The organism is Streptomyces sp. NPDC041940 (assembly GCF_055589465.1).
This window is the reverse complement of sequence record NZ_JBVJBP010000007.1, coordinates 147,505-169,716: the sequence shown is the minus strand read 5'-3', so window position 1 is coordinate 169,716 and position 22,212 is coordinate 147,505. Positions and strand designations below refer to the sequence as shown.

Sequence of the window (22,212 nt, the reverse complement as noted above, 5' to 3'; positions counted from 1 at the left end):
GGCGATGCGCGAGGGTGGAGCCATGTATGCGAAGGACATCCTCATCGACGGCTTCGACCGCATCCGGGAAGAGGTCCACGCCACCGTCGAGGGCCTCGGGCCCGACGAACTGGCCGCCCGCCCCTCCCCCGACGCCAACTCCGTCGCCTGGCTGGTCTGGCACCTCACCCGCGTCCAGGACGACCACATCGCCGACGCCTTCGGCCTCGATCAGGTGTGGCTCGCCCAGGACTGGGAGAAGCGCTTCGGCCTGGGCCTTCCCCGCCACGACACGGGCTACGGCCACAGCCCCGCCAAGGTCGCCAAGGTCCGGGTCGACTCGGGCGAGCTGCTGACCGGTTACCACGACGCCGTGCACGACCAGAGCCTCACCGCCCTGCGCGGCCTGGCCGCCAAGGACCTGGAGCGCGTCGTCGACGAGCGCTGGGACCCCCCGGTCACTCTGGGGGTCCGGCTGGTCAGCGTCCTGTCCGACGATCTCCAGCACATCGGACAGGCCGCCTACCTGCGCGGGCTCCTTCAGAGCGCGGCTTCGTAGCCGGGCAGTACGACGTCCCGGATCAGGGCGTTCCGCTCGTCGAAGGGGAGGAACGCGCTCTTCACGGCGTTCACCGTGACCGTGCGCAGATCCTCGACGCTCCAGCCCGCCTGCTCGACCAGCAGGGACATCTCGCGGGTCATCGTCGTGCCCGACACCAGCCGGTTGTCGGTGTTGAGGGTGACGCGGAAGCCGAGGTCCTTCAGCGCGGTGATCGGGTGCTCGGCGATGGAGGTCGCGGCGCCGGTCTGGAGGTTGGAGGTCGGGCACATCTCCAGGGCGATGCGCCGGTCGCGCACCCAGCCGGCGAGCCGGCCGAGCTTGCCCGCCGCGAGGTCGGGGATGTCGTCGGTGATGCGCACGCCGTGCCCGATGCGCTGGGCGCCGCACACCTGGAGGGCCTGGTGGATGCTGGGCAGGCCGTGCGCCTCCCCGGCGTGGATGGTGAACGGCACGTTCTCACGGCGCAGGTGCTCGAAGGCCGCGAGGTGGTCGGCGGGCGGGAAGCCGTCCTCGGCACCGGCGATGTCGAAGCCGACGACACCGGCGTCCCGGAAGGCCACGGCCAGGTCGGCGGCCTCCCGCACCCGGTCGAACATCCGCATCCCGCACAGCAGGGTGCCGACACGGACCGGGGTGCCCGCGGCCGCGGCCTTCGCCATACCGGCGGCGAGGCCCTCCTGAACCGTCTCGACGACCTCGGCGAGGGCCAGCCCGCCGTTGGTGTTCAGCTCGGGGGCGTAGCGCACCTCGCCGTAGACGACGCCGTCGGCGGCGAGGTCGAGGACGTACTCCTCGGCGGTGCGCAGCAGGCCCTCGCGGGTCTGCATGACGGCGAGGGTGTGCTCGAAGGTGGCGATGTAGCGCACCAGGTCGCCGGAGTTGGCGGCCTCGTAGTACCAGGCGGCGAGCTCGTCGGGGTCGGTGGTGGGCAGGGTGTGACCGACCGCGTCCGCGAGTTCCACGACGGTGGCGGGGCGCAGGCCGCCGTCGAGGTGGTCGTGCAGCACGGCCTTGGGCAGCCGGCGGATCAGTGCGTCGTCTACGCGCGTAGCAGTCATGGCGGGTCTTTCCTTGAGCGGACGGTTCGAAGCGGAAGGGGGTGGATCAGCCGGCGGGCTGAAGGAGATCCCAGCGGTTGCCGTACAGGTCCTGGAAGACGGCGACGACGCCGTACGGCTCGTGCCGCGGCTCCTCCAGGAAGGTGACGCCCGCGGCGGTCATCCGGGCGTGGTCGCGGGCGAAGTCGTCGGTGTGCAGGAAGAACCCGACCCGCCCTCCGGCCTGGTCCCCGACCCGGGCGGCCTGGGCCTCCCCCTTGGCGCGGGCCAGCAGCAGGCCGGTGCCGGCTCCCGGGGCGCCGGGTTCGACGACGACCCAGCGGGATCCGTCGGGCCGGGGCGCGTCCTCGACGAGCCGGAATCCGAGGGCCTCGGTGTAGAAGCGGATCGCCTCGTCGTAGTCGTCGACGACGAGGGTGACCAGGGCGATACGTCTCATCGGGACCTCTCGGAGCGTGCGGTTGACGGGAGAGGTTATACGTAAAACGCACGGGATGCCAACCTGCATTTCCAGCTCTGTAACTACTAGTATGTACACTCACGATCCCCGACCCTAGGGAGGCCCCATGCCCTTGGTCCGCATCGACACGCTCCGCGCCGGCCCCGAGCGCCTCGCCGCGATCGGCCGTGCCGTCCACGACGCCCTGAGGGAGACGCTCGGCATTCCGCCCGACGACCGGTTCCAGATCCTGAGGGACCACGACGGCACGAGCGGCTCGCTGCGGTACGACGACTACCTCGGTGTGCGCCGCGACGACGGCATCGTCTACGTCGTGATCACCCTCCGCTCCGGTCGCACGCCGGAGCGGAAGCAGGCGTTGTACCGGAGAATCGCCGAAGTCGCCCAGGCGTACGCGGGCACCGAGCCGAGGAACGTGTTCGTGGTCCTGACCGAGAACGAGTCGGCCGACTGGTCACTGGGCGAAGGGCTGGCGCAGTACCTCGATTCCGCGAAGGCCTAGGCCTTCGGCCTACGCCTGCAGCCCGAGGCGGCGCCCGGGGACCGACCGCTAGCGTCCCGCTCATGAAGATCACCGAGCCACCTCGCACCCCCGCCCAGCGCAAGGCTGACCTGTTGGTCCGGCTGGAGCGGGAAATGGACATCTGGGTCGCCACGGCCGACGCCGAAGGGGTGCCGTGTCTGGTTCCGCTGTGGTTCGTGTGGCACGACGAGGCCGTGTGGCTGTGCACCCGGCTGACCAACCCCACCGGCCGCAATCTGCGGGACGGCCGGCGGGCCCGGCTGGCGTTCGGGGACACCCGGGACGTCGTGCTCGTCGACGGCGACGTGGAGACCTTCACGTCCGCCGGGGTGCCGGCCGCCGCGGCCGAGGCGTTCCGCACGAAGACCGGCTGGGATCCGCGCGAGGACCACGCGTCGTACGCGTTCTTCCGGGTGCGTCCACGAGCGGTGCAGGCGTGGTGCGAGGCGCACGAGTTGCCCCGCAGGCATCTCATGCGGGACGGGAGCTGGGCTGTCTAGCCGGTGGCCCCGGCCCTGCGCCGCGGTGCGCCCAGCCGGTCCAGTTCCTCGTCGGTGAGGCGGATCGCACCCGCCGCCACGTTCTCGGCGAGATGGCCGGGGTCGCCGGTGCCGGGGATGGCGAGGACGTGCGGGCCCTGGTGCAGCGTCCAGGCGAGGCGGATCTGCGCGGGGCTCGCACCGCGGGCGCGGGCCACGGCTCGCACCTCCTCGTCGTGGGCGGTGGTCGCACCGTGCTCCCCGCTCTCGCCGGCGACGGCGTAGAACGGCACGAAGGCGATGCCCTGTTCGCCGCAGATCCGCAGCAGTTCGTCGGTCGCGGAGTCGGGACGGTCGAGGGCGTACCGGTTCTGCACGCAGACCACGGGCGCGATGGCCTGCGCCTCGGCGAGCTGACGGGGCTCGACGTTGGAGACCCCCAGGTGCCGGATCAGGCCCGCGTCCCGGAGCTCCGCGAGGGCCCCGAAGTGCTCGGCGATCGAGTCGTACTTCGGCATCCGGCGAAGGTTGACGACGTCCAGATGGTCGCGGCCGAGCTGGCGCAGGTTCTCCTCGACGTGGCCGCGCAGATCCTCGGGGCGGGCCGAGGTGCCCCACTCCCCGTCGTGGGTGCGGTACGGGCCTACCTTGGTGACGATGACCAGGTCGTCCGGGTAGGGCCCCAGCGCGGTGTTGATGAGCTCGTTCGCGGAGCGCAGCGACGAGAAGTAGAAGGCGGCCGTGTCGATGTGGTTCACGCCGAGGTCGATCGCCTTGCGCAGGACGGCGATCGACCGCGAGCGGTCGCTCGGTGTGCCGTGATGGAAGGCGGCGCTGCCCGTCAGCCGCATGGCGCCGAAGCCGAGGCGGTGGACGGGCAGGTCACCGAGTTTCCAGGTTCCCGCGGCGTCCGCGGTGATCGTCTGTGAGCTCATCGGCGGAGTCTCACACACGCCGCGGGGGCCGGTGGAGCCGTTCTACGGATAGGTGTACGAATTGAGCGTGGCGACGGCGGAGGCCGGGTTGCCGCGGTCGTAGTGGTCCACGGCGAGGAAGTTGGGCTTCTTGCGGGCGGCCGGCCGGCAGAACCGCTGCGCGCGGTCGGCGAGTTTGGTGTTGTCCGTCGTGGCGGTGGAGGTGATGCCGGCGTCGCGGAAGTGGTTCATGACGAACAGCGGGCGGAAGCCGGGTTCGGTGCGGGTCAGCGGGATGTTCGTGCCGGCGTCGTACCAGCGGCTGTAGCAGGACCAGTCGGAGGAGCCGATGCCCGAGCCCATGGACCAGTAGTTCTCGACGGTCCACTCGCGCTGGTACATGACGCCGAAGCTGTCCCGGGTCAGGCCCGCCGCCTGGTCGGCGGAGCGGCTGTGGTCGGTGAAGATCAGCAGCCGGTCGCCGGCGGCGGCCAGGTCCGCCATCGTCGGCCAGCCGTTCTGCCGTACGCCGGTGCGGTCGGGCCGGTACAGCACGTCCGACAGACCGTTGACGCGGGCGAGTTCCGCGCGCAGGACGCCCGGGTCGACGTAGTCCTCCAGGAAGACGGTGACGAACTGGTCGGGGTGGGCCTTGAGGAAGTCCACCATGCGCTGGAGGTCGACCCACAGGGCGACCGGCCTGCTGACGAGGGTGCAGCTGTTGTGGCAGAGGATCGCCCCGTCCGGGGTCTGGTGGATGTCGAGCATGAATCCGCGGACCCCGTCGGCGAGTTGCCGCTCGATGCCGCGGGTCTGGTTGGGCACGAGATTGACGAAGGGCGGGGCGAAGCCGCCGTCGACACCGTTGGCGTACGCGTTGTGCGAGGTGAGGAACGTGACCTGGTCCAGGGTGCGTCGATCCTGCGGCGGCATGGGGCCGGTCGCGGGGTCCACGGGGGTGAGGTACCAGGCGGCGAGGTCGCCCGCCCCACCGACCGCCAGCCGGGCTGGATGGTTGGCGTTGGACGGCTTGGGGGCAACCGTGAGGTGACGCGTGGTGCCCGGGGCCTTGAGGGTGTAGCGGTCGGTGCCGGAGGGGGCGATCTCCCAGGCGGCGTCGGCGCTCGTACAGGCGACGGTCGCGGCCTGGTCGCCGTTGCGGCCGAGGCAGGTGCCCGGTGTGTCGGTGTTCTCGAGGAGGGAGGAGGACCCGTTCGCCGTCAGCCGCCACTGCTGGCGGTCCTCGTTGCCGCGGGGTCTGTGCTGCTCGACCGCTCCGCCGCTGTCGGCCGCGTTGAGCCCGGTCGTGGCGCTCTGGACGTAGTACGTGCCCGGGGCCGGAACCGCGGCGGCAGTGGCGGGCGGCGGGGCCACGACCGCGGCGGCCAGCGCGGCGGTCGTGGCGAGCAGGGCGTGGGGGGTGCGCAGACGCATGAGGGATGCCCTTCATCGGACTGATCAGGACCGATCGAGACTGATCAGATGAAAGCTGATCAGGTTCATGACATCCCGTATGACACCACGCCCTGGGGTCCGGCGTCAGCAGTAGAGGTTGCCGCCGGGTGACGTCCCGAGGATCTGCGTGAACCGCTGGTAGTTGCTGACGCGGCTCTGCACCTGCGCCGGGTTCTTGCCGTCGCACTCCAGGGAACCGTTGATGCTGCGGATGGTCTGGCCGAAGCCGGCACTGTTCACCATGGCGTTGTGCGGGGTCATGGTGCCGGGGCCGGTCTGGGTGTTCCAGTACCACAGGGCCGTCTTCCAGGCGACGGCCGAGTTGTTCTGTACCAGCCAGGGGTTGTTCAGCAGGTCGATGCCGAGCGCGTCGCCCGCGGCCTTGTAGTTGAAGTTCCAGCTCAGCTGGATCGGGCCGCGCCCGTAGTAGGCGGCCTGGCCGGCCGGACAGCCGTAGGGCCGGCTCCAGTCGCAGTAGTGCGGGTAGTTGGCAGTGTTCTGCTCGACCACGTGCACCAGGCCGCCGGTCTCGTGGCTGACGTTGGCGAGGAAGGCGGCGGCCTCCTGCTTCTTCACCGTGTCGCTGCCGGTGTTGGCGAAGCCGGGGTAGGCGCTCAGGGCAGCGGTGAGCCCGCTGTACGTGTAGAAGGAATTCCGGTTCGGGAACATCTGGTTGAACTGCGCCTCGGTGACGACGAAGCGCGCGTTGGGCGTGCCCGGACCGCTGTCGCAGGCGTACGGCTCCCAGTACCAGGTGCTGATGACCGGGTCGTAGCCCGGGTTGGCGTGCTCGGCGATGTACGCCTTCCCGTCGGTGTAGCGGACGATGTCGCCGGCCGCGTAGGACTTGCCCGCCACCCAGTTCGGGTAGCTGGAGCACGCGGCGGCGGAGGCGTTCGAGGCGGGCAGCAGCACCGGGGCGGTGCCCGCGAGGGCGAGGGTGACCAGGACGGCGGACAGGCGGCGTCTCGACACGGACTCAACTCCTTTGCGGAGCACGGCCGCACCCGGCAGGGCAGGGCGAAGCAGGGCCCTTGGCGCACATACCGGCGGGGCCGGTCACGGCGTGGGGCGACCGTGGTGGGGGGTGTGGAGGCACACTCAACCGCGTTGGTCTGTACCAGTCAAGGGTGTAGACCAGTCATCTGACTTCGGGGCTGTCAGGGGCTCACACGTGGGCCGACTCCGCCAGCGTCGCCGCGAGTCGGTCCAGCAGGGACCGGAGCAGTTCGTCGTCGCCGTCGCCGAGCATGGGCCGGCCGGCGCGGACCGCTCGGTCGACGCGCTGCCAGTGCTCCCGGCCGCGCGGGGTGAGGTGGGCGAGGATGCGGCGGCGGTCGAACGGGTCGACCCGGCGGTGCACCAGGTTCTGGTCGACGAGCTGGTCGACCAGCTTGGTCAGCGTCGGAGGCGGCAGGAAGGCGGCCTCCGCGATCGCCGCCATGTGGTGCCCCTCGCCGTCGGACAGCAGGACCAGCACCCGCCACGCGTCGAGCGAGCAGCCTTCCTCCTCCAGCACGGCCCGCAACCGCCGCGCCGCGAGCCGCTCGGCCCGCGTCAGCAGCTGCACCAGGTCGTCGGACCGACGCGGAGTTGGGGTGGGCATGCCGCTCCTAGCTCTGAGATGCGTCCATGGTAAGAGACGCACTGGAGTTCGTACGGTGGAGCCGGAATCATGACGCCATGTTCCGGCACGACCTCCCCGCGCCCGAGTGGTTCACGGCCGACGACTCCGTGCTCGGCGTGGCCCTCGTGTTTCCCCTGCGGGGGCCGGCCGGGATCTTCGGGCCGACGTGCGAGCTGTGCGCGCGGCTGGCCGCCGAGGAGGTCAACCGGGACGGCGGCGTGCTCGGCAGGGAGCTGCGGCTGGTGCCGGTCGACGGCTCGGGCCCGCCGCACGAGGTCGCCGGCCAGGTCGAGGCACTGGTGGAGCTGGGCGTCGTGCAGGGCGTCACGGGCTGGCACATCTCCTCGGTGCGGCAGGCGCTGGCGCCTCGGATCGCGCACCGCGTCCCGTATGTGTACACGGCGCTGTACGAGGGCGGGGAGGACACGGCGGGCGTCTTCCTGACGAGCGAGACCCCGCGCGATCAGCTGCGGCCCGCGATGGACCTGCTGGCGCACGAGCGCGGGGTGCGGCGGTGGTTCGTCGTCGGGAACGACTATGTGTGGCCACGGCGTACGGCACGGGCGGCCCGGGCGTACGCCCGCGCGTGCGGCGGGTGTGTCGCCGGTGAGGCCTATCTCCCGCTCGGCACCGACGACTTCGAGCCGGTGCTGCGCCGCGTCGAGCGCGCGGACGCCGACGGGGTGCTGACGCTGCTCGTCGGCAGCGACGCGGTGCGCTTCAACCGGGCGTTCGCGGCGCACGGTCTGCACGCGCGCTGTCTGCGGCTGAGCACGTTGATGGACGAGAACATGCTGATCGCGAGCGGCCCGGCGGCCACCGAGGACCTCTACAGCACGGCCGGCTTCTTCGCCTCGCTGGCCAACGGGGACACCCTCGACTTCCACGGGCGGTACGCGGCCCGCTACGGCGTCGAGGCACCCGCCCTCGGCAGCCTGGGCGAATCCTGCTACGAGGGCGTGCTGTTGCTGGCCGCGCTGCTGAAGCGGGCCGGGACGCTGGACGTGTCGGCGATCGGCGCGGCGGCGGGCGCGGTGTCGTACGAGGGTCCGCGCGGGCTGCTGCACCTGCGGGACGGCCATGTGCGCCAGCGCATCTACCTGGCCCGTGCCGACGGTCTCGACTTCGACGTGCTCACGGAGCTGGAGCCGCGCGGCTCCCGTCCCTGACCGGGTCGTCCGGTCAGCGCCGGGTGAGCGCTGTCCTGCGGCGGTGGAGGAACGCGCGTTCCGCCGGGTTCTCCGCGAGCGCGAGGGCCGCGTCGTACGCCTGTACGGCCTCGGTGTCACGGCCCAGACGGCGCAGCAGGTCGGCCCGGACGGCGTGCAGGACGTGGTAGCCGTCGAGGCCGAGTGCGTCCACGAGGGCGAGGGCAGGCCCGGGGCCGTCGGTCTCGGCGACGGCGACGGCCCGGTTCAGGGCCACGACCGGGCTGGGGGCGAGGGTCATGAGCTGGTCGTACAGCTGCCGGATCTGGGCCCAGTCGGTGGCGTCGCCGGTCGGCGCGTCGCTGTGCACGGCCTGGATCTGGTAGGGCCCGGGCCGGTCGCGGCGCAGGCAGCGGCGGACGAGTGCCTGTCCCTCGGTGATCAGGTCACGGTCCCAGCGGGCCCGGTCCTGCTCGGGCAGCGTCACCAGTTCGCCCTGGTCGTTCGCACGGGCCTCGCGGCGCGCCTCGACCAGGAGCATCAGTGCGAGCAGGCCGGTCACCTCGGACTCGTCCGGCATGAGGTCGGCCAGGAGGCGGCCGAGCCGTACGGCTTCGGCGCACAGGCCGGGCGCGCCCTCGTACCCCTGGTTGAAGATCAGGTAGACGACGGCCAGGACTCCGCCGAGCCGGTCGGGCAGGCCGGCGTCGCGGGGCACCCGGTACGGGATCCCGGCGTCGCGGATCTTCGCCTTCGCCCGGACCAGCCGCTGAGCCATCGTCGGCTCCGGTACGAGGAAGGCGCGGGCGAGCTGCGCGGTGGTGAGCCCGCCGAGCAGGCGCAGGGTGAGGGCGACGCGGGCCTGGAGGGAGAGCGCGGGGTGGCAGCAGGTGAAGATCAGGCGGAGCCGGTCGTCGCGCACGGGACCCTCCTCGGGCGGTGCGCCGGAGGCGTGCAGCAGGGCGGCCTCGGCGTGCCGGGCCGGTCTGGACGACTCTCGGCGCAGCCGGTCGACGGCCCGGTTCCGGGCCGTGGTGATGATCCATCCGGCCGGGCTGGGCGGGACGCCCGTCTCCGGCCAGCGCCGCACGGCCGTGGTGAAGGCGTCCTGGACCGCTTCCTCGGCGAGGTCGATGTCGCCGAGGAAGCGGACCAGGACGGCGACCGCGCGCCCGTACTCGGCGCGGAAGACCGCCTCGACGTCCACACCCGTCATTCGGCGCCGCCCATGAAGGGGCGCACCTCGATCGGCAGAGTGGTGGCCAGGGCCGCCTTGCGCCCCCACTCCAGGGCGGCGTCCAGGTCGGGCGCCCTGACGAGGCAGATGCCTCCGAGCATCTCCTTGCCCTCTGCGTACGGGCCGTCGGTGATCAGGACGTCGCCGTCACGGGGCCGCAGCACGGTGGAAGACTCCGGGCCGTGCAGTCCTCCGGCGAAGACCCACGCACCCGCCTCGCGCAGCTCCTGGTGGAAGGCGTCGAGGTTCTTGCCGATCTCTTCGAGGACCTCGATGGCGGGCGGACCGCCGACCGGCTGCATCACGCTGAGCAGGTAGTACTTCATGACGGCCTCCATGGCGTCCTTGTGTCGGGCTGTCGACATGTCGGGGTATGGGGATGTCGGGGTGTCGGGGTGTCCTTGCACCTCCTACACGAACGACACGCCCCCGGATCGACACCCCGTGCCGCGCGACCGAGAGAATTTCTCCCATGACCACCACACCCCATCCCCTCGTCACCCGCGCACAGCGACTGGCGCGCGATCTCCTCGTCCCGCACGCCGAGCGCGTCGACCAGGAGGGTGTGCCGGAAAGCCATATCGAGGCGGTGAAGCGGGCCGGGCTGCTCGGGGTGGGCGCGCCGAAGGAGTACGGCGGGGCGGAGGCGCCCGTCGAGGTGGCGCGGGAGACCGCGGAGATCCTGGCCGGGGCGTGCTGCTCCACATGGTTCGTGCAGACACAGCACCACACTCCGGTGAAGCTGCTCGCCACCTATGACTCGCCCGTCCGCGAGAAGCTCCTGCGTCCGCTGGCGACCGGCGAGGTGATGGCCGGTATCGCGTTCGCCCATGTCCGCGCCTTCCCCCGCGTCCCGGTGCGGGCGGTGCCGGAGCGGGGCGGCTGGCGCTTCGAGGGAACGGTGCCCTGGTTCACGGGCTGGGGCCTGAACGACGTGATGCTGCTGGCCGGTGTGACGGACACGGCCGAGGTGGTGTTCGTCCTCGCCGAGGCCCGCGAGCAGCCGGGGCTGTCCCCGTCGGCGCCGATGCGGCTCGCGGCCCTCACCGCCGCCCGTACGGTCTCCCTGGGACTGGACGGCCTGTGGGTGCCGGACGAGTCCGTCGTGCTGCGCGTGCCGCAGAAGGAGTTCGCCCTGGTCGACCTGCCCAGGGCCGCCAACGCCAGTCCGGCCGTCTTCGGGGTGGCGTACGCGGCGCTGGACCTGGTGGCGGACGCCCCGGACGGCGAGGACACGGCCCATGCGCTGCGGGTCCGGCTGGACGAGGTCCGGCGGGAGGCCTATGCGCTGGCCGACCACCCGGTCCCCCACGAGTGCGTCCCGGAGCGCCTGGCTGTGAAGACCCGCGCGTACGACCTCCTGCGCGCGGCCACGACCGCGGCGGTCGTGGCCGGGGGCGGCCGGTCCATGGCCCTGGAGAGCCGGGCGCAGCGGCTGGCTCGCGAGGGGATGTTCCTCCTGGTGCAGGGACAGACGTCCGAGGCACGCCGGAGGCACCTCGGATCGCTGGCGTCGGCTTAACCGAGCCGGGGCAGGAGCGGCCTGTCGGTCAGGGGTTTTCCGGTGCGGGACGGGACCTTGCCGCAGAACTCCGCTTCGATCACATCGACGTAGAGCGATCCGTCCTGGAGCCAGTCACCGTTGATGTTGAACGTCATCTGGTGCTTGCCGTCCTGTGTGCCCACCATCGCGGACAGGGATCCGTTGGCACGGCCGCTCTTGCCCACCACCTTCACTCCGCAGGACAGCTCCGCGAACTCGATTCCGAGTCCGTACCCGATGCCGCCCCCGGCCGGGACCTCGTCGAGCATCTCCTTCAACTGGGCCGGCGGCAGTAACTCGCCCATGATCAGGGCTCGTTGGAACCGGTTGAGGTCACCGCTGGTGGAGATGACGTCGCCGGCCGCGCCCAGCCAGGTCATGTTCTGTTCGGTGGCGTCATGGATCTCCGCGTCCGGGGCCTCCTGGTGGAGCCGGGAGTAGCCGACGGGGTGCGGGTTCGGCATCTTCGGCGATGTCCCGGGGAAGGACGTCCCGCGCAGCTTCAGCGGCCGGATGACGCGACGGGTGATCTCCTGAGCGTACGAGCGGCCCGTGGCCTTCTCGATGACCATCCCGGCGATGACGAAGTTGGTGTTGGAGTACACCGGCGCAGTCTCCGGGTCGGGCAGGGGCGGGTGCTTCAGCGCGATCGCCACGAGTTCCTCGGGCGTGTGGGTGTCGTACCGGTGCTGCGGGAAGCCGGGGCCGGCGGCGCCGTGGACGAACGCGGGGTCGTCGGTGTGGTTGGCGATGCCGCTGGTGTGGTTGAGGAGCCGGCGCAGGGTGATCTTGCTGCCGTCGTAGCCGTTGCCGCGCACCAGGCCGGGCAGCCAGGACTCGACCGTGTCGTCCAGGCTCAGTCTGCCTTCGGCCTCCAGTTGGAGCAGGACGGTCGCGACGAACGTCTTGGTGATGCTGGCACCGCGGAAGTGGTCGGCGGTGGAACGCTTGCGGCCGGTGCCGGTGTCCGCGTATCCGGACACGGCCGACCAACTCTCCTTGCCGTCACGGACCTTGGCCGCGACACCGGGGAGTCCGCCCTTCTCGGTCAGATCCCGCAGGGCGGTTCGGGTCGTCTCGTGGCCGTGCTCGGCCTGTGCCGCGTGGGCGGATGGTGCGAGTGCCGCCGTTCCGGCGGACAACGCCGCGGCCAAGGCCCATGAGACAGTGCGTGCGGTCCGCTGCTTCATGCGTATGTGCCTCCCGGTCACCAAGGGGCAGGGCTTGCCCCTTGGTGACCAGGACGCCGAAGTCGGGCGCCGGGGTTGATCTTTGGAGGTTCGGAGACGTCAGCCCGCCACGTGCGGGAGCAGGTCCGACAGGGTTCCGGACGGATTCAGGCGTCGTCGTCCGACGGAACCACCACGAGGAAGGCGTCCGACTCCAGGTCCATCACGACGGTGGCGGGCTCGCCCTCGGCGCGGCAGCGTGCCGCGTACTCCTCCGCCGGCCACGATCCGCGCGGGGCTCCCGCCGGGAACCGCTCCAACACCTTCGCGCTGATCGCCGTAGACATGTCCGCTGCCCTCCGCTGCCCTGCGCCGCCCGCCGGGCGGCATCGATCGGTCACTGCCGTACCCGTCCGGTTGCCCGCGATCCGCCCGGACATGTACCGCCCGGTAGGAGTCCGTACTCCCCGCGCACCCTCTACACATAAAGGAAAAATAAGAGCAGAATGTGCTTACCCGGCGCTTACCGCATACCCCACCAGACGCGGTCGCCCTGTAAGACGAAGGAGACGAGTCATGGCCAACGTCTCGCCCACCAGAGGTGACATCACCAGCCACCCTGATGCCTCCGAGATGCGGGATCGGTACGCCCGCATGCTCGGTGGTCGCGATGTGGCGCTCGTGGACGGACCGGTGTTCCTGCTGGGTCTGTACTGCGCGGCCTCCCCGTGGATAGTCCACTACACGACCAGCCAGCCGTCGCTCGTGACGCACAACCTGATCATGGGCATCGCGATCGGCCTGCTGGCGCTCGGGTTCACTCGCGCTCCGGAGCGTATGTACGGGCTGAGCTGGGCCATGTGCGCCCTCGGGGTGTGGATGATCGTCTCGCCGTGGATCGTCGGCGAGAGCCCGGACGCCGGGGTCGTGTGGAACAACATCATCATCGGTGCACTGGCCGTGCTCTTGGGTCTGGTGTGCGCCGGCACCGCGGCGAAGGCCTCCCCGAAGCCTTAGCCCCCGCCGGACGGAATCGAAGGCCGGTCCGCGCTCCCGGACCGGCCCCTTCGTGTCCGCGCCCGCGCCGCGAACGGCCACGAGGCGCGGGACCCCGGACTGTCCCGGCCGCCAGGGGGCACACGCAGTGCAGCGGGGGTCCTGAGGAGAAGGGGCGGAGATGGAAGTCGACGGCATCATCAGTGCCATCGTGATCGGCATCGTCATCGGCGTCCTGGGCCGGCTCGTGGTCCCGGGCCGTCAGCGCATCGGAATCCTGTGGACGATCGTCGTCGGCATCATCGCCGCGCTGATCGGCTCCGCACTCGCCGGCGCGTTCGGCGTGGCCGACACCAAGGGTGTCGACTGGGTCGAATGGCTCATCCAGATCGGCCTCGCCGCGCTCGGCGTCGCCGCGCTGGACCGCTCGAAGGCAGGCCGCTGAGCTGACGGCGTAGCGACGACGGTGTATCGACAGTACGTGCGCGACACCAGGAGTCACCTGGTACCCGGTGTGCCGCGGCCCGGCGGCCCGGCACACCGGAGCCGCACCGGCCGGTGCTCCCCCGGCATCAGCGGCCCGTCGACCGCATCGCGGCGAGCCCCTCGCCAGTGGACGGGTAGCGCGCGGTCCAGCCCAGTTCGCGTTCCGCCCTGGCGCAGGACACCCGCAGCCGCGACGCCATCACGGTGTGCGCGTACGACATGGGTTTCATCAGCCACAGCGGCACGGTCATCGGCTTCGGCAGCCCGAACGTCCCGGCCACGCTCTCGAGGTGGGCGCGGAAGCCGAGCGGGGTGCGGTCCGCGATGTTGTACGCACGCCTGCCCCGGCCGGCCGCGTTCCACGGCGGCGGCCACCGCGCGGGCGGCATCGGTGAGCTCCACCCACGGCAGCACCCGGTCGCGATCGCCCGGCAGGGGCAACTGCCGCCTGCGCAGCAGCGGCAGCAGGGCGTCGGTGCCGCCGGGTCCGTAGAACAGGCCGAAGCGCAGCGCGATGCCCTCCAGCGCCTCCGACTCGAAGGTGAGCCGCTCCTTGGTCCGCATGCCGGCGATGTGCCGCTCCAGTTGCGGAGTCCTGCCGAGCGGACCGAAGGGGTCGTCCTCGGTGAGGGGGCGGTCGCCGTGATCTCCGTAGCCGTAGCCGAAGACCATCGACTCCGCGACGAAGCGGCGGGCACCGGTGGCGTGGGCCGCCTCGACGAGGTGGGCCGTGCCCTGGGTGCGCAGCGCGTCGGTGGCGTCCATGTCGCGGTCGCGCATCGGGGTCTTGCGCAGGGCGGTCGCGGCGTGGATCACGGTGTCGAAGCGGTGTCCGTCGACGGCGCGCAGCAGCGCGTCGCGGTCCATGAGGTCGGCGCGGATGCCGTTGTCCCGGCTCCGGCCGAGTCCGGTGACCTGGTGGCCCGCCTCGGTGAGCGCGTGGGTGATGTGCCGGCCGAGGACACCGCTCGCGCCGGCGAGGAGGATGCTCTGGTTCTTCTCGTTCGTCGTCATGACCATGCGACGGACCGGACGGGCGTGGATGTGACATCGGACGGGACATCCGGGGCGGCCGGCGTCGATCCCGCCGTACAGTCCTGTTGATCACTTCGTCACGAGGAAGGGCACGGCACCATGGTCGTGAAGGACTCGGAACTGCCTCACCTGCGCCGCTGTGTGGAGCTCGCGGCCGAGGCACTGGACGACGGGGACGAACCGTTCGGTTCGGTATTGGTGGGGAAGGACGGCACGGTCCTCGCCGAGGACCGCAACCGCGTGGCCTCGGGCGACCGCACCCGGCACCCCGAGTTCGAGCTGGCGCGCTGGTCGGCCGCCCATCTCACGCCCGAGGAGCGGGCGGCGGCCACGGTCTACACCTCAGGCGAGCACTGCCCGATGTGCGCGGCGGCGCACGCCTGGGTCGGTCTGGGACGCATCGCCTACGTCGCCTCGTCCGAGCAACTCGTATCCTGGCTGGGCGAGTTGGGAGTCCCCGCGCCACCGGTGCGGACACTCCCCGTCCACGAGGTCGCACCCGGTGTGACCGTGGACGGTCCGGTACCCGAACTGACGGAACGGATCCGGGATCTGCACGTGCGGTTCCATCACGGGCGCGGCTGAGCCGCCCCGGGATTCCCCGCGCGCCCGAGATGCAGGGCCGCATGGGCGAATCTACGATCGAATTCAACTGGACCAGGCGTCCCGCCTCGTTCTCCCCGACGGGGGGGGAGGCGCATGTCCTCGCTGCCTGCACGGCGGTTGACGACCGTCCACGCCGCCCTGGTCACGGTGGCCGCCCTCGTGTACGGGACCCTGACCCGGCTTCCCGAGCGTTTCCCGCCGCGGCTGAAGGGCTGAACGGCCATGACGACGCACAACGACGATGTGGACTGGGACCGCTGGCCGGTCGCGGACTACCTCGCGGAGAACTACCGCGAGGTGCATCCCTCGGACGCGGCGATCATCGCGCACCACAGCACGTTCTACCGGCGCTTCCCGCCCGGCGGCATCGCCCGCTCGGTGGAGTTCGGGGCGGGCCCCAACCTCTACCCGCTGATCCTCGCGTCCGCCGCGTGCCGCAGGATCGACGCCGTGGAGGCGGGGGCGAGCGGCGTCGCCTACCTCCAGGAACAGATCTGTCACCGCCTCGACGCGAGCTGGCTCCCCTTCCACGCGCTGTGCCGAGAGCTCAACCCCGATGTCCCGGCGACCCTGGCCGGGGCGCTGGCGCCGGTGAACGTCGTCCACGCCGACGTCCGGACCCTGCCGCCCGGCTTCTACGAACTCGCCTCCATGCACTTCGTCGCCGAGGGCGCCACGGAGGACTTCGCCGAGTTCGCCGACTTCTGCCGCACCTTCGTCCGCGCGGTCACGCCGGGCGGCCACCTGGTCGCCGCCTTCATGGAGAACCTGCCGACCTACCGCATCGGCCCGGCGTCGCGCTGGCCGGGCTGTCCGGTGAACCCGACGACGGTCACCGAGGTCTTCACGCCGCTGACCCGCGACCTGGATGTAACCCACATCGACACCGACCGTGCCGTGCCGGACCACGGCGACTCCGGGATGGTGCTGCTCACGGGGGTGGCGGAGCCGGTGTGACGACACCGGGCCCGCTGAGCGGCCAGGGCCGCTCGGCGGGGCTCGGACGCCGGCCCCGCTCCCGGGCCCGAACAGTTCGGTGTCGCCTGCCACCGATCGGCGGGGCCGCGAGGGCGCCACCGCTTCCGGGCCCGGGAGCAGTATCGGGCCACTCACCGCGATACGCCCGGACGCGCCGCTGCGAGCCCTCCGGTCAGTCGTCCGCGGCCGGGCGGAAGCGCCGGCGCAGCACCACACCCCCGAGCACCAGCGCCGCACTCGCCGCGACGACCGGCAGGGTGTGGTCCGAGCCCGTGTGGGCGAGGGCACCCGTGGCCTGCGGCACGGAGTGCGGGGCAGGGACGGGGTCGGGGGCCGGGTGCGCCCGGGGCGGGACGGACGGCTCCGGGGCCGTCGGCTTCGGTGGGTGGTGGGGGCGGACCGGCCGGTTACCGGGGGTGTTCGAGGACTCGTTGCCGGTCGCCGCGTTGCCGATGCCGACCACGTTCACGCTGTTGCCGGTGACGTTGACCGGGAGGTCGACCGGCAGCTGTACGCCGTTGCCGGAGGCCACGCCCGGCGAATCCTTTCCGCCGCCTTCGGCGACCGCCCCGCCGGGCTTGCCCGGCCGCCCCGCCCGCCCGTCGCCCTTGTTCGCGCAGCTGTTGCCCGCGGCGGGGTTCAGGGCCCCCACCACGTTCACCGTGTTCCCGCACACGTTCACCGGGACATGCACCGGCAGCTGAATGGTGTTACCGGAGACCACCCCGGGCGAACCGGCCGCCGATCCGTCCGCCGCGGAATCCGCGTACGCGGGGACGGCCATGGCCATCGCGCCCGAGGCGGCGGCGACGGCGATCACACCGTTTCGGGTAACCCGTTTCATAGGTTCCCTGCCTTCCAGACATCGTCGCGGGCACTCACCCGCACGGGATAGAACGCGGGGCGCACGATCCGAGTTATGGCTTATCGGCCTTTCACTCCATCGAGCGGCCCGGTTGTCGAACTAGCGGTAAAGCCCTTCGTATGCGGGACGAAGCCGCGCGCCACCAGGCACTTCGAGCGGCTCCACCCGCCCGGAGGCGCCGCTTCCGGGGCCCGCTTATGGTGGGCGAGGGCGCCGGTTCCCGGTCCGCTGTGGGGCGCCCCTGGAGGCATTGATGCTGGCCAAGCTGTCCACGCACCTCTCGATCCGGCGCTGCGCGGTCACCGGCGTGGCGGGGCTGGCCCTGCTGGGCGCGGGCCTGCCGGCCGCGGCCGACGACCCCCCGCCCGGGCTGGCGCGCTTCTACGACCAGAAGGTCAAGTGGTCGGCCTGCGAGGGCATGGACATGCCTAAGGACCTGCAGTGCGGCAAGGTCACCGTCCCGCTCGACTACTCCAGGCCCGGCGAGGGGACTCTCGATCTCGCCCTGGCCCGCTACCGGGCCACGGGCAGGTCCCGGGGCTCGGTGCTGCTGAACTTCGGCGGCCCGGGCGTTCCGGGCGTGACCCAACTCGCCCTCGGCGGCAAACACTTCATGGGCCTGACGAACGGCTACGACGTCGTCTCCTTCGACCCTCGCGGCGTCGGCCGCTCCGCACCGGTGAGCTGCGGAAACGCCTCCACCGGCGCACTGGACGCGACGGACGGGAACGCCGAGGCCGCCGATCCGCAGGCCGTGCTCGAGAAGCTGCGCGCGGCGGCGGCCGAATGCGCCGAGCACTCGGGCCCCGTCCTTCGCCACATGGGCACGGTGAACGCCGCCCGCGACATGGACGTCATGCGCGACGCGCTCGGCGACGACAAGCTCAACTACCTGGGCTTCTCGTACGGAAGCCGGCTCGGTGCGGTGTACTCGGCCCGGTTCCCCGAGAAGGTCGGCAGGGTGGCGCTGGACGGCGTGGACACGCTGACCGAGCCGCTGTCCGAGCAGGGCATGGTGAGCGCCCGGGGACAGCAGACCGCGCTGGAGAACTTCCTGACCTGGTGCACGGAGGACATCGCCTGCCCGTTCGGGCAGGATCCGCGAGAGGCCAGGAGACACGTCGTACAGGTGGTCCGGTCACTCGACGAGGACCCGGTGCCGACGGACTTCGGCGAGGCGTTCTCCGGCCAGGACTTCGCGGGCGCGCTCGGGCAGGGGCTCTACAGCAGGGAGCTGTGGCCCTTGCTGCAGCGGGCGGTCGCCCAGTTGCTCGAGGAGGGCGACACGCGCGGCCTGGAGGCCTTCGCGTCCGGAGGTGTCACGCTGCCGCCGCTGCGGGGCAAGCACCGCGGACTCGTCGACCCCGGGGACGTGCCCCTGGACAACCTGCCGGCGGCGCTGATGGCGGTCAATTGCGCGGACGATCCCGACCGTCCCGCCGCCGCGCAGGTCACCAGGGACCTCGGCCGGCTGCGCGCCCGGTACGAGCAGGCGTCACCGGTCTTCGGCCGGTACCGGCTCACCCAGGTGCTGCTGTGCTACGGCCGCCCCAAGGGCACCGACTTCATCCGCGACGAGGTGAAGGACGTCGACACGGCGCGGATGCTGCTTGTCGGCACCCGGGGCGACCCCGCCACGCCGTACCGCTGGACGGTGGAGACGGCCGAGCGGCTCGGCTCGTCGGCCGTGGTGCTCGACAACCGGGGCGAGGGCCACACCGGCTACGGGTCCTCCAAGTGTGTGCACGCCAAGGTCGACGCCTTCCTGCTGTACGGCACTCTCCCGCCGGACGGCAGTTCCTGCGGCTCCGACCACGACACCGAGTGAGAGCACGGATCCGCTGCGGGACGGCGCACCCGGCCCTCACTCGCGTGAGCGTCGCCGGATTGTCTCGGCGGCCTGCTCCGCGTCCGTGACGGAGACGGCGAGACGGGTGAACGGCACCGGCCGCCGCAGATCCACGACCACGACGGGAACCCCCGCGCGCACCGCGACGAAGTCCCGGCCCAGCGGGTGCAGCCGCTCCCCCACGCACCACCGGCCGGGACGGCAGCGCCCGCCGAGCGGGGTGCCGCGCAGACCGCGCCACCAGTCACCCTCGACGCGCACGGCCCGCACCTGCGCCAGCGGCACCCGCACCTCGCGGCGTCGGGCCGACAGCCCTTCCCGCATCGCGAGCCGGACCACGACCTCCGCGCCGTCCACCACCAGGCGTGCCATCGGCAGCCACCTCCTCCCCCAGCGTGCCTCCGCGAACGCGCTCAGGAGCACTCGAACCGGCGATGCGATTGCCCCAAATGCCCCAATCCCGAATCGGCTCTATCGTGCTGTCATGGAGCACGTTCTGAGTCCCGCGACCCTTGCCGAGCTGCGGCGCCCGCGCCCCTACCCCGCGGTCTCCGTGCTGACGCCGGTACACCGGCGCGAGCCCCACAACACCCAGGACCAGGTCCGGCTGCGCAACGGGGTGGCCGAGGCCAAGAGGCAACTGGAGTCCGATCCGGCGGTCAGCCGGGACCGGCGGACCGAGGTCGCCCGGCATCTCGACCGGGCCCTGTCCGAGGTCGACCTGACGCACGCCGAGGACGGCCTGGTCATCTTCGCGGCTCCCGGTGAGCACCAGGTGTGGTCGCTCGCCCGGTCCGTGCCCGAGCGCGTGGTCCTCTCGGACACCTTCCTCACCCGCAACCTCGTCTCCGCCCAGACGGCCGGGCGGCCCTTCTGGGTGCTGTCGCTCGCCGCGGACCGCGTCACGCTGTGGAACGGCGGAGTCGACCGCGTGACCGAGGCACGCGTCGGCGGGTTCCCGCTGACCAGACGCGTGGAGAACTTCGACCCGGAACGGCAGCAGCGGATCGGGGACCTGCCGAGCGCCTTCCGGGAGGAACGCAGCCGCCAGTTCCTGCGCGAGACCGACACCGCGCTGGGCACCGTCCTGCGCGACCACCCGCGACGGCTGTACGTCACCGGCGAGCCTGCCGCCCTCTCGTTGCTGGACGAGGTCGGCGGCGCCGCCAAGGGCGCGACGCACGTGCCGCACGGCGGGCTCGCCCACGGGACGCCCGAAGCGGTGTGGCAGGCCATGCGGCCGGTGATCGAGGCGGACGCCCTCAGGAGCACGGACGCGGTGAGCCGTGCCCTCGAAACGGCCCGCGGACGGCGGGAGTTCGCCGCCGGTGTCGACGAGCTGTGGCAGAGCGCCCGGGTCGGCCGCGTCCGGCTGCTGGCCGTCGAGGAGAACTACCGCGTGACGGTCCGCGACGCCGGGGACCATCTGATCCTCACCGAGTCCGGCGACGTCGACTCCCGCGAGGACATCGTGGACGAGATCGTCGAGCAGTGCCTGGAGACGGGCGCCGACGTCCGCTTCGTACCGGACGGCGCACTCGGCGAGGCGGACGGCATCGCCGGGGTCCTGCGGTACTGAAGGCGTCGAACACAGAGCCGTCGAACATGCGCGGCACCGGGGCGGAACGTTACCCACGGGTCGCCAAATGGCCTGTGTAACCTACGACTTGGGCATCCGCGCGACGCACCTCGCGCCTACCTCGGAGTAACTCCGCGAGACTGTGACATATGCCAGAAGCACCACCGTATCGTGTGTTGCCGAATCCCTTACAGGGCGTCGCGGGCTGTGCGACAGTCGTAACGGTCCCTCCGTCCGCCTTGGTCGTATCGTCCCCGCATCGGAGTGCGTCATGCCGTCCCACCTCTCCGCGGACCGCCCAGCCGCCCAGCCGCCCGGACGCGGCTCGGTCGATTCGCTCATATCGCAGACGCGGCGGCTCAAGGGCGATATGGACGCGGTGCGGCGCGACGCCGAGGGGGACGGATCGGACCACCCGCAGGGCCGCTGGCAGCGCGCCCTGTACGACCTGGCCCTCCACCAGCTCAACGACCTCGACGAGCACCTGGCCCAGCTGCGGGAGGGCCCGCCGCCCGCGGCGGCCCCGCAGGGCTCACTGCTCAGCCGGGTCGGCAGCGCCGAGTGGAACCTGCTGACGGATGAGGCGAGTTGGTCCGGTGAGCTCTACCAGATCCTGGGCCGCGATCCCGAGGCTCCGCCGCTCACCCTCGACGAGATGCCGTCGCTGGTCCTCGACGAGGACCGGCCCAAGCTGACGGCGATGGTCACGAACTGCCTCGTCGACGCCCGGCCCATCGACGGCGAGTTCCGCATCGCAGGCCGGGACGGCGGCGTCCGGACCGTGCACATGATGGGCGAACCGGTGCTCGACACTGACGGCTGCACCGCCTCGATGTGGGCCGTGCTGCGGGACGTCAGCGAACTGCGCCGCAGCCAGCGGGTGGTCAGCGAGACCCGTGACTCGCTCCACCACCGGGGGCAGGCAGCGCAGACCGAACACCGGCTCGCGGTCGAGCTGCAGGAGGCCGTGCTGCCGCCGTGGCGCGGCTCCCTGCGGCTCCCGCACCGCGGCCCCGGGACCCTCGACCTCGCGGCCCACCATCTGCCGGCGTCCACGAACACGCCGATCGGCGGCGACTGGTACGACGCGCTCGAACTGACCGGCGGCGAAACCCTCCTCAGCATCGGCGAACTCACCGGACACGGAGTCGGTGTCACGTCGAACATGACCATGCTGCTCGGCGCCGTACGCGGCATGGCGATGGCCGGCGCCCCGCCGGGACAGCTGCTGGCCTGGCTGAACCAGTTACTCGACGCCACCGTGCAACCCGCCCTCGGCAGCGCCGTCTGCTGCCGCTACCGGCCCGGGACCCGCACCCTGATGTGGGCGCAGGCCGGACACCCCGCCCCGCTGCTGTTCCGCGACGGGACGGGGCACGCGCTGGACACGCCGAGCGGCGTCCTGCTCGGCGCCACCTCGGGCGCCGTCTACGGCCAGGCCGAAGAAAGCCTCGACGTGGGCGACCTGCTGCTCCTGCACACCGACGGGCTGGTACCCGGGCACACCGGAGCGGCGGCAGTGAACCTCCTCCTCGACCTGGCCCCGCGCCTGACCGGGAACCACACCGCGGAGGACTGCATACAGACACTCGTCCAGGAGTTCGGCGAGAGCGCGCGCGAGGACAACGCCTGCGTGCTCGTCGCCAAGGTCACGTCATAGGAGA

26 protein-coding genes are annotated in these 22,212 nt (G+C 71.7%); 13 read left to right on the top strand and 13 right to left on the bottom strand.

The window, feature by feature from the left end:
• Positions 1–22: 22 nt before the first annotated feature.
• On the top strand, positions 23–538 hold the full coding sequence (locus ACZ6I3_RS15015) for a mycothiol transferase (protein ID WP_469414813.1): 516 nt from the start codon (positions 23–25) through the stop codon (positions 536–538).
• Here the strand turns inward: ACZ6I3_RS15015 and ACZ6I3_RS15010 are convergent.
• Both ACZ6I3_RS15010 and ACZ6I3_RS15005 read right to left on the bottom strand, forming a co-directional pair.
• Complete coding sequence (locus tag ACZ6I3_RS15010) at positions 520–1,599, bottom strand: adenosine deaminase (RefSeq protein WP_469414811.1); 1,080 nt, start codon at positions 1,597–1,599, stop codon at positions 520–522. The two genes, ACZ6I3_RS15015 and ACZ6I3_RS15010, sit on opposite strands and share 19 nt — an antisense overlap.
• Before the next feature lie 46 nt (positions 1,600–1,645).
• A complete protein-coding gene (locus ACZ6I3_RS15005) occupies positions 1,646–2,038 on the bottom strand; it encodes a VOC family protein (protein WP_469414809.1) in 393 nt (130 codons plus the stop codon).
• Between the two features lie 127 nt (positions 2,039–2,165).
• Between ACZ6I3_RS15005 and ACZ6I3_RS15000 the strand changes: the two genes are divergently transcribed.
• Positions 2,166–2,561 carry a tautomerase family protein gene (locus tag ACZ6I3_RS15000; protein WP_469414807.1) on the top strand — a complete coding sequence of 132 codons (396 nt, stop codon included), beginning with the start codon at positions 2,166–2,168 and terminating at the stop codon, positions 2,559–2,561.
• Between the two features lie 62 nt (positions 2,562–2,623).
• The gene (locus ACZ6I3_RS14995) at positions 2,624–3,082 is read left to right on the top strand and encodes a pyridoxamine 5'-phosphate oxidase family protein (protein WP_469414805.1); all 459 of its coding nucleotides are present in this window, start codon (positions 2,624–2,626) and stop codon (positions 3,080–3,082) included.
• Here ACZ6I3_RS14995 and ACZ6I3_RS14990 read toward each other — a convergent pair.
• The 4 genes from ACZ6I3_RS14990 to ACZ6I3_RS14975 all read right to left on the bottom strand — a co-directional run bounded on the left by ACZ6I3_RS14990 (position 3,079) and on the right by ACZ6I3_RS14975 (position 7,036).
• On the bottom strand, positions 3,079–3,996 hold the full coding sequence (locus ACZ6I3_RS14990; RefSeq protein ID WP_469414803.1) for an oxidoreductase: 918 nt from the start codon (positions 3,994–3,996) through the stop codon (positions 3,079–3,081). The genes ACZ6I3_RS14995 and ACZ6I3_RS14990 overlap by 4 nt on opposite strands.
• A gap of 42 nt (positions 3,997–4,038) precedes the next feature.
• Complete coding sequence (locus ACZ6I3_RS14985; protein ID WP_469415029.1) at positions 4,039–5,403, bottom strand: phospholipase; 1,365 nt, start codon at positions 5,401–5,403, stop codon at positions 4,039–4,041.
• A gap of 111 nt (positions 5,404–5,514) precedes the next feature.
• Positions 5,515–6,405 (bottom strand): glycoside hydrolase family 19 protein, encoded by an 891-nt coding sequence (locus tag ACZ6I3_RS14980; protein ID WP_469414801.1) that lies wholly within the window; start codon positions 6,403–6,405, stop codon positions 5,515–5,517.
• A gap of 193 nt (positions 6,406–6,598) precedes the next feature.
• Entirely contained in the window at positions 6,599–7,036 is a 438-nt protein-coding gene (locus ACZ6I3_RS14975; protein WP_469414799.1) for a MarR family winged helix-turn-helix transcriptional regulator, read from the bottom strand.
• Between the two features lie 77 nt (positions 7,037–7,113).
• On the opposite strand from ACZ6I3_RS14975, the gene ACZ6I3_RS14970 reads away from it, so the two are divergent.
• Positions 7,114–8,226: a substrate-binding domain-containing protein gene (locus ACZ6I3_RS14970; protein WP_469414797.1), complete on the top strand. Its 1,113-nt coding sequence runs from the start codon at positions 7,114–7,116 to the stop codon at positions 8,224–8,226.
• A 13-nt stretch (positions 8,227–8,239) separates the two neighbouring features.
• On the opposite strand, the gene ACZ6I3_RS14965 is transcribed toward ACZ6I3_RS14970, so the two are convergent.
• The gene (locus ACZ6I3_RS14965) at positions 8,240–9,421 is read right to left on the bottom strand and encodes an RNA polymerase sigma factor (RefSeq protein ID WP_469414795.1); all 1,182 of its coding nucleotides are present in this window, start codon (positions 9,419–9,421) and stop codon (positions 8,240–8,242) included.
• Positions 9,418–9,768: a YciI family protein gene (locus ACZ6I3_RS14960; protein WP_382833188.1), complete on the bottom strand. Its 351-nt coding sequence runs from the start codon at positions 9,766–9,768 to the stop codon at positions 9,418–9,420. The genes ACZ6I3_RS14965 and ACZ6I3_RS14960 overlap by 4 nt, the downstream gene beginning before the upstream one ends.
• A gap of 146 nt (positions 9,769–9,914) precedes the next feature.
• Here ACZ6I3_RS14960 and ACZ6I3_RS14955 point away from each other — a divergent pair, with 146 nt between their 5' ends.
• Entirely contained in the window at positions 9,915–10,964 is a 1,050-nt protein-coding gene (locus ACZ6I3_RS14955) for an acyl-CoA dehydrogenase family protein (protein ID WP_469414793.1), read from the top strand.
• Here ACZ6I3_RS14955 and ACZ6I3_RS14950 read toward each other — a convergent pair.
• The gene (locus ACZ6I3_RS14950) at positions 10,961–12,175 is read right to left on the bottom strand and encodes a serine hydrolase domain-containing protein (protein WP_469414791.1); all 1,215 of its coding nucleotides are present in this window, start codon (positions 12,173–12,175) and stop codon (positions 10,961–10,963) included. The two genes, ACZ6I3_RS14955 and ACZ6I3_RS14950, sit on opposite strands and share 4 nt — an antisense overlap.
• Positions 12,176–12,321: 146 nt before the next feature.
• Positions 12,322–12,501 (bottom strand): hypothetical protein, encoded by a 180-nt coding sequence (locus ACZ6I3_RS14945; RefSeq protein ID WP_189725354.1) that lies wholly within the window; start codon positions 12,499–12,501, stop codon positions 12,322–12,324.
• A gap of 229 nt (positions 12,502–12,730) precedes the next feature.
• On the opposite strand from ACZ6I3_RS14945, the gene ACZ6I3_RS14940 reads away from it, so the two are divergent.
• Both ACZ6I3_RS14940 and ACZ6I3_RS14935 read left to right on the top strand, forming a co-directional pair.
• Complete coding sequence (locus ACZ6I3_RS14940) at positions 12,731–13,171, top strand: SPW repeat protein (RefSeq protein WP_469414788.1); 441 nt, start codon at positions 12,731–12,733, stop codon at positions 13,169–13,171.
• A gap of 160 nt (positions 13,172–13,331) precedes the next feature.
• Positions 13,332–13,595 (top strand): GlsB/YeaQ/YmgE family stress response membrane protein, encoded by a 264-nt coding sequence (locus ACZ6I3_RS14935; protein ID WP_184595905.1) that lies wholly within the window; start codon positions 13,332–13,334, stop codon positions 13,593–13,595.
• A 53-nt stretch (positions 13,596–13,648) separates the two neighbouring features.
• Here ACZ6I3_RS14935 and ACZ6I3_RS14930 read toward each other — a convergent pair whose 3' ends face one another.
• Positions 13,649–14,656 (bottom strand): NAD-dependent epimerase/dehydratase family protein, encoded by a 1,008-nt coding sequence (locus ACZ6I3_RS14930; RefSeq protein WP_469414786.1) that lies wholly within the window; start codon positions 14,654–14,656, stop codon positions 13,649–13,651.
• Between the two features lie 114 nt (positions 14,657–14,770).
• Between ACZ6I3_RS14930 and ACZ6I3_RS14925 the strand changes: the two genes are divergently transcribed.
• The 3 genes from ACZ6I3_RS14925 (at position 14,771) to ACZ6I3_RS14915 (ending at position 16,234) form a co-directional block, all read left to right on the top strand.
• Positions 14,771–15,256, top strand: coding sequence for a nucleoside deaminase (locus tag ACZ6I3_RS14925; RefSeq protein ID WP_469414784.1), 486 nt, complete (start codon positions 14,771–14,773; stop codon positions 15,254–15,256).
• A 114-nt stretch (positions 15,257–15,370) separates the two neighbouring features.
• Complete coding sequence (locus ACZ6I3_RS14920) at positions 15,371–15,493, top strand: hypothetical protein (protein ID WP_469414782.1); 123 nt, start codon at positions 15,371–15,373, stop codon at positions 15,491–15,493.
• A gap of 6 nt (positions 15,494–15,499) precedes the next feature.
• Complete coding sequence (locus ACZ6I3_RS14915) at positions 15,500–16,234, top strand: class I SAM-dependent methyltransferase (protein ID WP_469414780.1); 735 nt, start codon at positions 15,500–15,502, stop codon at positions 16,232–16,234.
• A 193-nt stretch (positions 16,235–16,427) separates the two neighbouring features.
• Here the strand turns inward: ACZ6I3_RS14915 and ACZ6I3_RS14910 are convergent, their stop codons facing one another.
• Entirely contained in the window at positions 16,428–17,099 is a 672-nt protein-coding gene (locus ACZ6I3_RS14910; protein WP_469414778.1) for a chaplin, read from the bottom strand.
• 274 nt (positions 17,100–17,373) lie between these two features.
• Here ACZ6I3_RS14910 and ACZ6I3_RS14905 point away from each other — a divergent pair, with 274 nt between their 5' ends.
• A complete protein-coding gene (locus tag ACZ6I3_RS14905; protein ID WP_469414777.1) occupies positions 17,374–18,948 on the top strand; it encodes an alpha/beta hydrolase in 1,575 nt (524 codons plus the stop codon).
• Between the two features lie 36 nt (positions 18,949–18,984).
• Here ACZ6I3_RS14905 and ACZ6I3_RS14900 read toward each other — a convergent pair whose 3' ends face one another.
• Positions 18,985–19,341, bottom strand: coding sequence for a hypothetical protein (locus tag ACZ6I3_RS14900; protein ID WP_469414775.1), 357 nt, complete (start codon positions 19,339–19,341; stop codon positions 18,985–18,987).
• A gap of 112 nt (positions 19,342–19,453) precedes the next feature.
• Between ACZ6I3_RS14900 and ACZ6I3_RS14895 the strand changes: the two genes are divergently transcribed.
• Positions 19,454–20,548: a baeRF3 domain-containing protein gene (locus ACZ6I3_RS14895; protein ID WP_469414773.1), complete on the top strand. Its 1,095-nt coding sequence runs from the start codon at positions 19,454–19,456 to the stop codon at positions 20,546–20,548.
• Between the two features lie 271 nt (positions 20,549–20,819).
• Positions 20,820–22,208: a PP2C family protein-serine/threonine phosphatase gene (locus tag ACZ6I3_RS14890; protein ID WP_469414771.1), complete on the top strand. Its 1,389-nt coding sequence runs from the start codon at positions 20,820–20,822 to the stop codon at positions 22,206–22,208.
• Positions 22,209–22,212 lie beyond the last annotated feature (4 nt).

Excerpts from the sequence above, each read along its gene's own strand:
- ACZ6I3_RS15000 (WP_469414807.1), top strand. The coding sequence starts at position 2,166 with ATGCCCTTGGTCCGCATCGACACGCTCCGCGCCGGCCCCGAGCGCCTC.
- ACZ6I3_RS14950 (WP_469414791.1), bottom strand. The coding sequence starts at position 12,175 with ATGAAGCAGCGGACCGCACGCACTGTCTCATGGGCCTTGGCCGCGGCG.
- ACZ6I3_RS14900 (WP_469414775.1), bottom strand. The coding sequence starts at position 19,341 with ATGGCACGCCTGGTGGTGGACGGCGCGGAGGTCGTGGTCCGGCTCGCG.
- ACZ6I3_RS14915 (WP_469414780.1), top strand. The coding sequence starts at position 15,500 with ATGACGACGCACAACGACGATGTGGACTGGGACCGCTGGCCGGTCGCG.
- ACZ6I3_RS14890 (WP_469414771.1), top strand. The coding sequence starts at position 20,820 with ATGCCGTCCCACCTCTCCGCGGACCGCCCAGCCGCCCAGCCGCCCGGA.
- ACZ6I3_RS14995 (WP_469414805.1), top strand. The coding sequence starts at position 2,624 with ATGAAGATCACCGAGCCACCTCGCACCCCCGCCCAGCGCAAGGCTGAC.
- ACZ6I3_RS14930 (WP_469414786.1), bottom strand. The coding sequence starts at position 14,656 with ATGGTCATGACGACGAACGAGAAGAACCAGAGCATCCTCCTCGCCGGC.
- ACZ6I3_RS15010 (WP_469414811.1), bottom strand. The coding sequence starts at position 1,599 with ATGACTGCTACGCGCGTAGACGACGCACTGATCCGCCGGCTGCCCAAG.
- ACZ6I3_RS14935 (WP_184595905.1), top strand. The coding sequence starts at position 13,332 with ATGGAAGTCGACGGCATCATCAGTGCCATCGTGATCGGCATCGTCATC.
- ACZ6I3_RS14905 (WP_469414777.1), top strand. The coding sequence starts at position 17,374 with ATGCTGGCCAAGCTGTCCACGCACCTCTCGATCCGGCGCTGCGCGGTC.
- ACZ6I3_RS14960 (WP_382833188.1), bottom strand. The coding sequence starts at position 9,768 with ATGAAGTACTACCTGCTCAGCGTGATGCAGCCGGTCGGCGGTCCGCCC.
- ACZ6I3_RS14925 (WP_469414784.1), top strand. The coding sequence starts at position 14,771 with ATGGTCGTGAAGGACTCGGAACTGCCTCACCTGCGCCGCTGTGTGGAG.
- ACZ6I3_RS14940 (WP_469414788.1), top strand. The coding sequence starts at position 12,731 with ATGGCCAACGTCTCGCCCACCAGAGGTGACATCACCAGCCACCCTGAT.
- ACZ6I3_RS14920 (WP_469414782.1), top strand. The coding sequence starts at position 15,371 with ATGTCCTCGCTGCCTGCACGGCGGTTGACGACCGTCCACGCCGCCCTG.
- ACZ6I3_RS14990 (WP_469414803.1), bottom strand. The coding sequence starts at position 3,996 with ATGAGCTCACAGACGATCACCGCGGACGCCGCGGGAACCTGGAAACTC.
- ACZ6I3_RS14975 (WP_469414799.1), bottom strand. The coding sequence starts at position 7,036 with ATGCCCACCCCAACTCCGCGTCGGTCCGACGACCTGGTGCAGCTGCTG.
- ACZ6I3_RS14955 (WP_469414793.1), top strand. The coding sequence starts at position 9,915 with ATGACCACCACACCCCATCCCCTCGTCACCCGCGCACAGCGACTGGCG.
- ACZ6I3_RS14895 (WP_469414773.1), top strand. The coding sequence starts at position 19,454 with ATGGAGCACGTTCTGAGTCCCGCGACCCTTGCCGAGCTGCGGCGCCCG.
- ACZ6I3_RS14970 (WP_469414797.1), top strand. The coding sequence starts at position 7,114 with ATGTTCCGGCACGACCTCCCCGCGCCCGAGTGGTTCACGGCCGACGAC.
- ACZ6I3_RS14965 (WP_469414795.1), bottom strand. The coding sequence starts at position 9,421 with ATGACGGGTGTGGACGTCGAGGCGGTCTTCCGCGCCGAGTACGGGCGC.
- ACZ6I3_RS15015 (WP_469414813.1), top strand. The coding sequence starts at position 23 with ATGTATGCGAAGGACATCCTCATCGACGGCTTCGACCGCATCCGGGAA.
- ACZ6I3_RS15005 (WP_469414809.1), bottom strand. The coding sequence starts at position 2,038 with ATGAGACGTATCGCCCTGGTCACCCTCGTCGTCGACGACTACGACGAG.
- ACZ6I3_RS14945 (WP_189725354.1), bottom strand. The coding sequence starts at position 12,501 with ATGTCTACGGCGATCAGCGCGAAGGTGTTGGAGCGGTTCCCGGCGGGA.
- ACZ6I3_RS14910 (WP_469414778.1), bottom strand. The coding sequence starts at position 17,099 with ATGAAACGGGTTACCCGAAACGGTGTGATCGCCGTCGCCGCCGCCTCG.